The sequence below is a fragment of the Candidatus Liberibacter asiaticus genome, assembly GCF_000590865.3.
Taxonomy (GTDB): Bacteria; Pseudomonadota; Alphaproteobacteria; order Rhizobiales; family Rhizobiaceae; genus Liberibacter; species Liberibacter asiaticus.
This window is the reverse complement of record NZ_CP010804.2, coordinates 1161954-1174474: the sequence shown is the minus strand read 5'-3', so window position 1 is coordinate 1174474 and position 12521 is coordinate 1161954. Positions and strand designations below refer to the sequence as shown.

The following is a 12521-nucleotide window of genomic DNA, read 5'->3' as shown; positions in this document are numbered from 1 at the left end:
TGATATCGGCAAAGAGAATATCAATAAGAAGGAATGGGTAAATGGTAGGGAAAAACGCTAATATGGATATAACTGAATTAAAGCCTAGGATTACCGTCTTTGGTGTAGGAGGTGGAGGTGGAAACGCCGTCAACAACATGGTTTCCTCAGGTCTTCAGGGTGTCAATTTTGTTGTAGCCAATACTGATGCTCAAGCATTGATGATGTCTAAAGCTAAGCAGATTATTCAACTAGGATCTGGAATAACCGAAGGTTTGGGAGCAGGATCTCATCCAGAAGTTGGTCGTGCTGCTGCAGAAGAATGCATTGATGAAATTACTGAGATGTTAGATAAAACACATATGTGTTTTGTCACCGCAGGCATGGGAGGCGGTACGGGAACGGGAGCAGCCCCGATTATTGCAAAAATAGCGCGGAATAAAGGGGTTTTAACTGTTGGTGTGGTCACTAAACCTTTTCATTTTGAAGGTTCTCGGCGTATGCGTGTAGCAGAATCTGGGATAGAAGCATTGCAAGAAACAGTTGATACATTGATTGTGATTCCTAATCAAAATCTATTCCGGATTGCAAATGATAAAACAACGTTTGCCGATGCTTTTTCTATGGCAGATCAAGTGCTTTATTCGGGTGTTTCTTGCATTACTGATTTGATGATTAAAGAGGGATTGATTAATCTTGATTTTGCAGACGTTCGTTCCGTCATGCGCAATATGGGACGTGCTATGATGGGAACAGGAGAAGCTTCTGGTCATGGACGTGGTATCCAAGCAGCCGAAGCAGCTGTTGCTAATCCATTGCTTGATGAAGCGTCAATGAAGGGATCGCAAGGATTATTGATTTCAATTACAGGGGGAAGTGACCTTACATTGTTTGAAGTTGACGAAGCTGCAACGCGTATTCGTGAAGAGGTTGATTCCGAAGCCAATATTATTCTTGGTGCTACTTTTGATGAAGCGCTTGAAGGTGTGATTCGTGTATCTGTTGTTGCGACGGGAATAGAGAATCGTTTGCATAGAGATGGTGATGATAATCGAGATAGCTCTCTGACAACGCATGAATCTTTAAAAAACGCAAAATTTTTGAATCTTTCTTCCCCAAAATTACCGGTGGAAGATTCTCATGTTATGCATCATAGTGTAATCGCTGAAAATGCTCACTGCACCGACAATCAAGAAGATTTAAATAACCAAGAAAATTCTTTGGTAGGAGATCAAAATCAAGAATTGTTTTTAGAGGAAGATGTTGTTCCAGAATCTTCTGCTCCACATCGTCTCATATCTCGGCAAAGACATAGTGACTCTGTCGAAGAGCGTGGGGTGATGGCATTAATTAAACGTATTGCACACTCTTTTGGTTTGCATGAAAATATTGCTTCAGAAGAAGATTCCGTTCATATGAAAAGTGAATCTACGGTTTCTTATTTGAGAGAAAGAAACCCTTCTATCTCTGAAGAGAGCATTGATGATTTTTGTGTACAATCAAAGCCAACTGTTAAGTGTGAGGAAGATAAATTAGAGATACCTGCTTTTTTGCGTCGTCAATCGCATTGATTGATAGATTATAAATTAGGGATTGAAATTATGAAAAGGTTAGATTAGCTCTTGCGAATTGCAGGACTTTTGGAATTTAAAGTGGTGAGATGGAGATGCTTCAAATTGGTCGGTTACAGCATACAATTGCGGATTCAATCACCATTACGGGTATCGGGATTCATTCAGGGAAAAGGGCTAATTTAAAATTGTGCCCTGCACCAGAAGGAGTAGGAATATTATTTAAGTGTACTCAATCTGGAGGAATCACTGATTCCTTATCAGCATTGTGGAGTAATGTTTTGAGAACGACATTGAGTACGACTATAGGCTCTTCTTCTTGTCAAGTTCGTACTATTGAACATTTAATGGCGGCACTTTATGCTTATGGCATTGATAATGTTATTATCGAAATTGATAGCACAGAAGTTCCTATCATGGACGGAAGTGCTAAGGCATTTGTAGAAGTTATAGAGCGTATTGGAATAAAAACACTAACAGCCAAGCGTCGTTATCTGCGCATTATTAAGTCCGTTCGAATTACCAGTGGTGAATCATGGGCAGAGTTTTCTCCCCATTGTTCTATGCGTTTTGAAATATCCATTGAGTTCAAGAATAGTATCATAGGTTTTCAGAAATGGGCAGGCGATTTAACGCAAACAGTTTTTCGTAATGAAATTTATGCTGCTCGCACCTTTGGTTTTCTACGAGATGTTGAGCGCTATAGAAAAGCGGGTTGTGCGTTAGGGGCTTCTTTAGAAAATAGTGTTGTCATTTCTGAAGATGATCAAGTGATGAATCACGGGGGATTGCGGTATTCCGGTGAGGAATTCGTGCGCCATAAAACATTGGATGCAATAGGTGATATAGCATTGGCAGGCTATCCTGTGATCGGATGTTATCGTTCATGTCGAGGAAGCCATGAGATAAATCATATGGCTTTGTGTACTCTTTTTGCAGATAAAGATTCCTATGAGATTGTTGATGATCACGGTGCGTAAGTGTTCATTTATCCTAAAAATAATGTTTAGAAGAGTTAAAAGAAAGATATTTTTGTTGTTTTGGAGTAGAGTGGTAGTTGACTGCAGATCATTTGTGATTAGTGTAGAGAGGTGCATTATTTGGTTTGAGTGCAGTATTAGGACGAGCTATTTGTATTTTCGAAGCATGGGCATATCAGTTGTATAAATTTGCGCTAACTATATTTTTTTCTATTGCTGTATGCTTTTTAGTAGGTTGGGAGCGACAATCCTCTCGTGATGTTTACCTTGATAGCGTTACGGATGTTCGATATCAGCGCGAAGTTTATGAAAAGGCAGTCCTATTTCTAAAAGAGCAGAATTTTAGCAAGGCCTATGAATATTTTAATCAATGTTCAAGGGATTTTCCCTTTGCTGGTGTAGCACGTAAATCTTTATTGATGTCTGCATTTGTTCAGTATAGTGCGGGAAAATATCAACAAGCTGCTTCCCTTGGGGAAGAATATATTACGCAATATCCTGAGTCAAAAAACGTTGATTATGTATATTATCTTGTCGGCATGTCTTATGCACAAATGATTCGGGATGTCCCTTATGATCAACGAGCTACAAAATTAATGCTACAGTATATGAGTAGAATCGTTGAACGATATACAAATTCTCCTTATGTCAAAGGTGCTCGCTTTTATGTTACTGTTGGAAGAAATCAATTGGCTGCCAAGGAGGTAGAAATAGGGCGCTATTATCTAAAAAGAGGAGAATACGTAGCAGCCATTCCACGGTTTCAATTAGTTCTTGCAAACTATTCTGATGCAGAACATGCCGAAGAGGCAATGGCTAGACTTGTGGAAGCATATGTTGCTCTTGCTCTGATGGATGAAGCAAGGGAGGTGGTCTCTCTTATTCAAGAACGCTATCCTCAGGGATATTGGGCTCGGTACGTTGAAACACTTGTGAAATAGAATAACACATATTTATAGTGTTCTTTAAGAATTATGATTTTAAAATTATCGTTTGTTCCTTATGCTGACACGTCTTTCAATTTATAATATTGTGCTTATAGAGAGTCTTGATATCGATTTTTCTGCAGGATTATCGATACTAAGTGGCGATACTGGATCTGGAAAATCTATCTTATTAGACGCTCTTATTTTGGTGACTGGAGGAAGAGGCGATGGAGGATTGGTGCGTCGTCATGCAGAAAAGGGACAGGTAGTTGCTGTTTTTGAGATTTCTCATTTGCCAGCACTGGAAATCCTTTTTGCAGAAGCCAATCTTACGCTTGAAAAGCATGTTATATTACGCCGTGTGCAATTTCCTGATGGACGCACAAAAGCTTATGTCAATGATCAAGTAGTCAGTGTTAATTTCATGCGTGCAGTAGGATCTCTTTTAATAGAGATTCATAGCCAGCATGCAGATCGTTCTTTGCTTGATGTTCAGGGACATCGGAAAATTCTCGATTCTTATGCTGATATTGACCTTTCTCTCTGTGAGTTGGGAACACTATATCGTCATTGGTGTTGTACTGCAGATGCATTAAAAAAATATCAGGAACAAAAATCCTCTTCTCAAGATGTTGAATTTTTGCGATTTTCTATAGACGAATTACAAGCTCTCGCTGTCCAGCCAGGAGAAGAAAATGAATTGGTAGTAATGCGTTCAAAAATATTAAAGCAAGAGCGCATTGCTGTTGAGTTATCTAGTATTATGGATGACTTTCATAAGTCATCTTCGCCTATTTCTGTCATTTCTTCTATGTTACGAAGACTAGAGCGTAAATCCACTGAAGTTCCTGATTTATTACAGAAAAGTATTTCTTTTTTAAATGAAGCACAAGAGAATTTATCCGACGCTCAACATGAAATAGAACGGAGTTTTTCAGAAATTCAATATGATGCTCAAGAATTAGCAAATATTGAAGAACGTCTCTTTGCATTACGCGCTATGAGTCGCAAGTATTCTGTTTCTATTGATCAGCTCCCTGAATTAGCAAAAAAAATGGAGGAAGATCTTGCTGATATTTCAGAAGGAAATGAAAAAGTTGTTTCGTTAGAAAGAGTGCTTTATGAAGCTCGGCAAGCTTATGATCGTGTTGCACAAGATATTTCTACAAAACGGTATCAGTTTGCTAAAATGTTAGAAAAAAATGTTATGGCAGAGATGCCGGCTTTAAAGTTAGAAAATGTGTGTTTCACGGTCAATATTACATCGGATAAAGAAGATATTTCTCCTGATGGAATCGATAGAGTAGAATTTTACGTTCAGACTAATAGAGGGGAAAATCCTGGGCCTTTGATGAAATTAGCATCAGGAGGAGAATTATCACGGTTTCTATTGGCGTTAAAAATAGTTCTCGTTGATCAAGGATCAATTCCTACTTTGGTGTTTGATGAAGTGGATTCAGGGATAGGAGGAGCTGTTGCAGATGCTATTGGATATCGGCTGAAGCAATTATCGAAAAAGATACAGTTATTGGCTGTAACACATGCACCACAAGTAGCCGCACGTGCTGATAGGCATTTTCTTGTCTATAAAACAAATAAACCAGATGATACGCAGAGGATAGAAACCTATGTTGCCGTTCTTACACCACAAGAACGTCGGGAAGAAATTGCTCGTATGTTAGCTGGAAGCCATATAACTGAAGAAGCACGCGCCGCTGCAGAAATACTTTTAGAATTTCAGTAATTGAGAAATAAAAGAATAACTTTTTTATTAATCCGATGTATATGTATTGAAAAAAAACGGTGTTCATATTTTAGTACCTTGAAATATTTCAATTAAGAATTTCTGTGATGGATAAGAATGAAAAAACGTCAATTGATTCCAATCGAGGCATTGAGTATCGAACAAGCTAGAAAAGAATTATCGTCTCTTGAACAAGAGATATCATATCATGATGATTGTTATTATCAGTATTCAAAACCTATAATCTTAGATTCTGAATATGACGCATTAAAAAGACGTTGTGATGCTATTGCACATGCTTTTCCTGATTTAGCACGCTCTGAAGATCCTAATGGGCCTCTGAATAAAATAGGGGGAGAAATGAACCTCTCCTTATTTAAAGTGACTCATTCTATCCCAACATTATCATTAGAAAAGATTTGGAATATCGAAGATCTTCGTAAGTTCATCACTAGAATTTATCGTTTTTGGCAAAAAAAAGATGATAACAGCATTTTTTTTACTCTGGAGCCTAAAATTGATGGGACAATGATTACTATACGATATGAAAAAGGAAAGTTTGTTTATGCTGCTTTGCGTGGTGACGGTCATAGCGGAGAGGATGTTAGTGCTTGTATTCGTGCTATTCCGACAATTCCTCGTGTTTTATCATTGAATATTCCAGAAATTATAGAAGTGCGTGGTGAAGTTTACATCTCAAAAAATGATTTTCTTGCGCTTAATGATGAAATGATTGCAGTCGGCCGAAAACCCTATGCTAATCCTAGAAACGCTGCTTCTGGCATATTACGTCGTTTAAATCCTACGGATATTACTCGGTATTTGAATTTTTTTGTGCATGGATTAGGAAAAACATCTGAGATATTCGCAAAAGGTCAGTATGAAATGCTACAAAAAATGCGTTGTCTAGGCTTTCCTGTTAATAACGGAGTTCGACAAGCGAATACTTTTCACGGTATCGTATCCTATTATAATGAAATGAAATCAATACGTTCTACTCTTCCATATGATATAGATGGATTGGTATATAAGGTCGATGAATTTTCTTTACAAAAACAATTAGGAGAACGAGCTCGAAGCCCACGTTGGATGATATCGCATAAATTTGCAGAGAAACAAGCATCTACGCGTCTTTTAGATATTGATATTCAAATTGGTCGTACTGGTATTCTCACGCCGGTAGCTCGTCTTGAACCTGTTAACATAGGAGGTGCTTTAATCACTAATGCAACATTGCATAATGAAGATTACATCAAAGGATTGGATGCATCTGGTAAAGTAATGCGTGGAGGAAGGGATATTCGTGTAGGGGATAGGGTCTTGGTCAAAAGAGCCGGAGAGGTGATTCCTAAAGTTGTGGATATTATTGTCAATGAAAGACATCCTGATGCTCAACCGTTTTCTTTTCCTTCTTTTTGTCCTATCTGTCAGAGTCGAGTAGTGCGTGATTTAAATCCGAAAACAGGAAAACTTGTTGCTGCCCATCGTTGTACGGGAGGACTTGCGTGCTCGGCACAGCAATTAGAACGTCTTAAGCATTTTGTCTCGCGAGATGCTTTCAATATAGAAGGTTTAGGAAAACAACAATTGGATTTCTTCTTTAAATCAGAAGATCCTGCTTTTTCTATTAGGATTCCTGCCGATATTTTTACATTGCAACGTCGTCAACAAACTTCTACTACAAAGATTGAGAATATTCTAGGTTTTGGCGATGTTAGTGTCACCAATCTTTACGATTCTATTAATAAAAGACGCAATATTTCTTTGGAAAGATTTATATTTTCCTTAGGTATTCGGCATGTTGGCGCAGAAATTGCCAGATCTTTGGCGAAATATTATCTCTCATATCAAAATTTTGCACAAGAAATCAACAACATTATTGCACATAACAATGATGATTGGCTGTCTTTAATAAGAGTTCCTCTAGTAGGAGATATAATAGCGCAGGCTATTGTAGAATTTTATCAGAATCCTAGGAATATTTGTGCTGTAGAAGCACTGTTAAAAGAAGTATCTCCTTCTATTGGGCGTCACGAAAAAAATGTCAGCTCTGAGATCGAAAATAAGAAATTAGTATTTACCGGAACCCTGCAGAAAATTCAACGCCATAAAGCACAAGAATATGTGACTCAGTTAGGTGCTGTTGTTTCTGCTATTCTTTCTCGTAAAACTGATATTATTATTGTTGGTGATAATCCTGGTTCCAAGTTAGAGAAGGCACAACAACTAGGTGTTAAAATAATGAACGAAGAGCAATTTTTATTTCTATTACAACAGTATAATACAACGTTGCGTATCCACGACGATGACTAACAAAGCCACAATTAAATGACAGGATGATGATACTTTTTCATAACAATGTCGGCTATGATATTTGTTATTTCGTTTGAATAAGCAATGGTGTTATTACTCGACGCTATTTTGTACTATTGCGTTTTCAGGATGATCAGATGACTTGGGATAACTTTTGTTTACTATAACAGTTACGCAAGAATCGGACCAAACGTTCAATGTTGTTTCGAACATATCTACTATACTATAAAATGGTAAAATCATGCTCATGATATTAATGGGTATTCCCATATTTGTTAATAGACTTGCACTGAGAAAAAAACATCCCATTGGAACACCTGCAGTGCCAATCGCAGAGATAACAGAGGCCATTAAAATCCATAAAAACAAGGTTGAAAATGTTGCTTCTATGCCGTTATTTTGCATAACATAAATTAGTGTAATGCATATAAAAGCGGCACAACCATTCATATTAATAGAGGTACAAAAAGGTAAGATAGACCTGCTAACTTCAGGAGAAATATTGAGATTTTTTTCTGCAGTTCGCATGGTCACAGGCAAAGTGCCAGCCGAAGATTTGGAAAAAAAGGCGACAGCCAATGCAGGAAACATGCCTTTGACTATGGTAAGCGGATTAAAGCCCTTTATATACAATATAACAGGTAATACAATGAATCCTTGTATAAGATTCGATAAAATGACAACCGATAGATATTCTCCTAAACCCGAGATATTGAGTCCTTTTTTGAATTGCAAAATCGTGACAGCAATAAAACTACCTAAGGCAATGGGAATTATTTTCATAACCCAATTGGTGATCGTGAGAAATATGCTATGGATCCCCTCAAAAAATACAATAGTGGAGCTTTTTATATGTTTATCAGTGATGAAATGAGTAGCAATGCCTATGGAACCAGAAATTAATAAAATGCCTATAACCTGACTTTCTAAAAAGGGAGCGACAACATTATTTGGGATTAAGTTCGCAACATAATTCCAGAAGTTCATCTTGCCGATGTTGACGGCAACGTCTGGTTTGGTGATCATATTAGAAGGAGAGATAAGTCCATAAGTACACAATGCGACTGATGCCGCTAACATCGTAGTGAGCATAGTATAAAATACGGTTTTTCCCCATAATTTGCCCATTCCCTGTTCAGGAACACATTTCGATAGACTGACGATTAAAGAAAGAGATATTAATGGCAAACTGATAAATTTAAAAATTCTCACGAAAACATTGACAATAAACTCTGCTGTTTCATTAAAGATAACATAATCCGTCGTACCCGAAAATATGCCGATCAATATAGAAGAAACATATAAGAGATAAGCTTTTTGTTGTTTATCCAAGGTTATCATTTTACCTAAAGACATCTCATATTTCCCTCTTTTCTTCCTATCATCTTGTATCAAGGACATCATTACAAAGGTCTTATGTGATATAGTTCACATATAGAGCACGGTGAGACCATAGCAAGACAGTATATTGTTATCAAGTTTTTTAATGTCAAATTTTTTTCACGGTGAAAAATTAGCACTGTTATTTTGTGTATATTGTTCGATTGACTAGATACCCAGTACAATTACTTTTTTATAGATTGGGTAATCAATCAACATTTTTTCAGCACAATATCTTAGTCATAATAGAGATTGTTTTTTCGCGGCATAATATTGATTCAATGTGTGATGACATGCTTTTTTATGATCAACTATTGGAAGTGGATAATTGAGAGATAGGTCATTCTTATCCAGCCAACTATGGGGAGCATGGATGTATTGCGTAGGGACGTTGTTGAGTTCAGGTAACCAGTGACGTATAAAAGTTCCTTGCGGATCAAAACGTTTTCCTTGGATGGTAGGATTAAAAATGCGAAAGTAGGGAACGGAATCGTTTCCAGTAGATGCTGCCCATTGCCATCCGCCGTTATTCGATGCTAAATCACCGTCTAGTAATTGTGACATAAAATATTCTTCTCCAATTCGCCAATCTACTAAAAGGTCTTTGACCAAAAAACTTGCTGTAATCATGCGTAGGCGATTGTGCATCCATCCAATCGTATTGAGTTGACGCATCGCTGCATCAATAATAGGAAACCCTGTGTATCCTTGTTTCCATGCTTGTAATAGGTGAGAATCCTTGTTCCATTCTATTTTTTCAGTCCATGGAATGAAAGGCTTTCCCATGCAGACAGAAGGATAAAATGCCATTAAATGGCGATAAAATTCACGCCAAATGAGTTCATTGAGCCAGCTAAAAGCGCCGCTTTTGGGTTTGATCAGTAGATCTACAAATTCTTCTTTTAATCTATTCCAACATTGACGAGGAGATAGGACACCAATAGACAAGTAGGGGGATAGCTGACTTGTTCCTTGGATAGCAGGAATATCCCGTTGTTCAACATAATAATATACTTTTTCTTTGCAAAATTTACGTAAAATGTGCAACGCATTTTGTTCGCCAATAGGAAACATTGGATCTATTGCTTGAAAAGGGTAATCGAAAAATCGAGGAATATTGCTTGGAGTTACAGGACCAGTGAGACGTATAGCAGGGACAGGCAAAGAACGCAGATCTGCTTGTACTAAGTTTTGTATCAATGCTTTACGAAATGGAGTATAGACCTTATACATTTGAAGCGCATGGTTGAGTATACTCCCAGGTGGCAGGAGAACACTATCGTCAAAACTCTTGCAGATAACCCTATGTTGGAGGCGTTTTTCTAGAAGTTTATCGCGCCGAACTTCATTAATTTCGTATTGGCGATTATAAAAAAGTTTTGTAACCCTTTGTTGCAAACAATAAGAATCTAGCCATTCTATTGAATCATCAAAATTAGAACATTGATGGTATTGGAAGACAATACCTTTTTGAGAAAGAGACTTTTGAACTTGGAGAAGGCTAGCATATATAAAATGAGACTGACGTGCTGATATCCCATGCTGGCGCCATTGTTCGGGAGTAGCAATAAATACCGCTATTACTTTTGCATCTGAATTATGACAAGCGGCATACAGTGCTTTGTTGTCGGTAATACGAAGATCATTGCGTAGCCAAACCAGATGAACACTCATAGCAGTAGTAGCTTTCATTCTACATAATCCTTGAAATATAAGGAGCCAAATAATTTGTCATTTACACATTATATGTTGGAAAACATGACTAGGTATTATGGCGTATGATGAAATAGAGGATTTATTCTTTTTTCGTGAGAAAAGACAATATTTTTTTGTGTTTAATGACACGAATCAAATGAATATCGAAAGTTTTTTGTGGATACTATTCATGCGATAGCTAATGGTTACAGGATAAATAAAACAAAGTCCTTGCAGGTTATTCATGATGATTGCTGTTGCTTTGTTTATCATCCAGTGTGCGACGCGCATAAATCATATAAATGACGGATAATAAACCAATTGGAATGATAAAAAAATGAGTTAATTTAAAACCTTGCATAATCAATGGAGCGATAAGAGACCAATCGGCCATTCCCATCCAACTATCCGTTTTTGCCAATTGAATGGCCCAAATACTGCCAAGAATTTCAATGACACCCATTACAAAACATATTTTAGATGCTGCACGCCATCCCCCGTAATGATTGGCAAAAATTCCTATAGTGGCATTAGAAAAAAACATGGGAATAAAGCCAGGGACAATGAGTATGGGAGAATGAAAAAAAAGCATCACAAGAATTGTTGATATTTGTCCGATTGCACCCCAAATAAATCCCCATATCAATGCATTAGGAGCAAATCCATAAATTGCAGAGCAATCAATGGCAAGAATGGCACCAGGGATGAGAGATGTTGAAATCCCGCGAAATGAAGAGGTCAACTCTTTCACAAACATCGAGACTCCCTGCATAATAATGGCAATTCCTACGGCAAACAATAGACCTGTTTCCAAAATATAAAGTGTCCAGTGTGTTTTGCCAGCCATTGTCTGAACTGTGTCAATACCTAAAGATAAAAGGGCTATTCCCCAAAAAAAAATCATGACGATTGCTGTAGAAATGACGTAATTATTCAGTAAAACAAGCCATTTGGAAAGTTTGAGAGAGTTGATATTTTCCGATCTATCACCCAAATAAGGTGCTATTTTATACGCAATCCAAGATGCTACCTGTTGTTGATGTCCTATCGAAAAACCAGCATTATTGGTTATCTCTTGTGTCGGTTTATATAAAAGGTTGGATGTTATGCCCCAATATAACGCTAATAAACAGGATGAGTAGGCAACGGATTGCCATATTTCTGTGTTTAATGCTGTGTGAAAAAAAATAAAAATTAGTCCTGCTTGTTGGAACATCACTTCTCCATTGAGTACAATGGTACGGATACCCGTGAGATGACGAAAAATAACCATGAGGATATTGAGAAGGAACGCTATCAAAACGGTATAGCCGACAAAATTATATTTATCTCCTAAAGATGTTATACAGGAGAACATAAAAACATAGGGATCAATAATTGAACCATCAATATGATGTATGACAGAAATTTTAGTAATAATAGCCTTGGATTTTTTGACAAGAATATCAGCTCCTACTCGCAGGAGCAAAAAACCAACAATCGTTTGAATCGTCGATGAAATCACAGTAGTGATCTTTTTAGAAAGGAGAATATTTCCTAACATAACAATCAGACCCAGCATAAAAGCAGGCTTGGTTAATATTTGGCTATGAAAAAAACTGAAGCAATGCGCAAAAAAAACCATTTTTCTTCCTTTCTAGATGTATGTAGATGTTCTTTATCTGGATGAAACAAGAAATTTTGCTGATCACAGCAACTAGCTAGTTAGTAGATCATACTATAAAATTAAGGATAAATTTGCGAAAAATTACCAATAAAATGTGCGAGAATTGCCAGTATAAAGCTTCGAAAAAAATTAAACTCTTTCGAACCGACTCTAATGTTATTTCACATAATTTGTCAAACTCATTACGCGTGTATGATGTATTGTTAAATTTTTTGATAGCAATAGTGGTTTTAATCGGAAAGAATGTTGTACAAGAGCACAAATTAC

The 12521-nt window shown here is 37.1% G+C and carries 8 protein-coding genes; 5 read left to right on the top strand and 3 right to left on the bottom strand.

Annotation, left to right across the window (positions count from 1 at the left end; genetic code table 11):
- Positions 1-41: 41 nt before the first annotated feature.
- The 5 genes from ftsZ to ligA all read left to right on the top strand — a co-directional run bounded on the left by ftsZ (position 42) and on the right by ligA (position 7513).
- Positions 42-1550, top strand: coding sequence for a cell division protein FtsZ (gene ftsZ, locus CD16_RS05320; protein ID WP_015453004.1), 1509 nt, complete (start codon positions 42-44; stop codon positions 1548-1550).
- 89 nt (positions 1551-1639) lie between these two features.
- Entirely contained in the window at positions 1640-2530 is an 891-nt protein-coding gene (gene lpxC, locus CD16_RS05315; RefSeq protein WP_015824991.1) for a UDP-3-O-acyl-N-acetylglucosamine deacetylase, read from the top strand.
- Positions 2531-2655: 125 nt separating this feature from the next.
- A complete protein-coding gene (locus CD16_RS05310) occupies positions 2656-3471 on the top strand; it encodes an outer membrane protein assembly factor BamD (protein ID WP_015453002.1) in 816 nt (271 codons plus the stop codon).
- A 61-nt stretch (positions 3472-3532) separates the two neighbouring features.
- Positions 3533-5200, top strand: coding sequence for a DNA repair protein RecN (recN, locus tag CD16_RS05305; protein ID WP_015453001.1), 1668 nt, complete (start codon positions 3533-3535; stop codon positions 5198-5200).
- Between the two features lie 117 nt (positions 5201-5317).
- Positions 5318-7513, top strand: a complete 2196-nt coding sequence (gene ligA / locus CD16_RS05300; RefSeq protein ID WP_015453000.1) for an NAD-dependent DNA ligase LigA — start codon at positions 5318-5320, stop codon at positions 7511-7513.
- 93 nt (positions 7514-7606) lie between these two features.
- Here the strand turns inward: ligA and CD16_RS05295 are convergent, their stop codons facing one another.
- The 3 genes from CD16_RS05295 to ulaA form a co-directional block, all read right to left on the bottom strand.
- Positions 7607-8869, bottom strand: a complete 1263-nt coding sequence (locus CD16_RS05295) for a dicarboxylate/amino acid:cation symporter (RefSeq protein ID WP_015452999.1) — start codon at positions 8867-8869, stop codon at positions 7607-7609.
- Positions 8870-9133: 264 nt separating this feature from the next.
- A complete protein-coding gene (phrB, locus tag CD16_RS05290; protein ID WP_015452998.1) occupies positions 9134-10585 on the bottom strand; it encodes a deoxyribodipyrimidine photo-lyase in 1452 nt (483 codons plus the stop codon).
- A 241-nt stretch (positions 10586-10826) separates the two neighbouring features.
- A complete protein-coding gene (gene ulaA / locus CD16_RS05285) occupies positions 10827-12212 on the bottom strand; it encodes a PTS ascorbate transporter subunit IIC (protein WP_040055332.1) in 1386 nt (461 codons plus the stop codon).
- Between the last annotated feature and the right edge of the window lie 309 nt (positions 12213-12521).

What these genes read in the sequence shown, in the direction of transcription:
- ligA (WP_015453000.1), top strand. Translation starts at nt 5,318, where the DNA reads ATGAAAAAACGTCAATTGATTCCAATCGAGGCATTGAGTATCGAACAA.
- lpxC (WP_015824991.1), top strand. Translation starts at nt 1,640, where the DNA reads ATGGAGATGCTTCAAATTGGTCGGTTACAGCATACAATTGCGGATTCA.
- ftsZ (WP_015453004.1), top strand. Translation starts at nt 42, where the DNA reads ATGGTAGGGAAAAACGCTAATATGGATATAACTGAATTAAAGCCTAGG.
- ulaA (WP_040055332.1), bottom strand. Translation starts at nt 12,212, where the DNA reads ATGGTTTTTTTTGCGCATTGCTTCAGTTTTTTTCATAGCCAAATATTA.
- CD16_RS05295 (WP_015452999.1), bottom strand. Translation starts at nt 8,869, where the DNA reads ATGTCTTTAGGTAAAATGATAACCTTGGATAAACAACAAAAAGCTTAT.
- phrB (WP_015452998.1), bottom strand. Translation starts at nt 10,585, where the DNA reads ATGAAAGCTACTACTGCTATGAGTGTTCATCTGGTTTGGCTACGCAAT.
- recN (WP_015453001.1), top strand. Translation starts at nt 3,533, where the DNA reads ATGCTGACACGTCTTTCAATTTATAATATTGTGCTTATAGAGAGTCTT.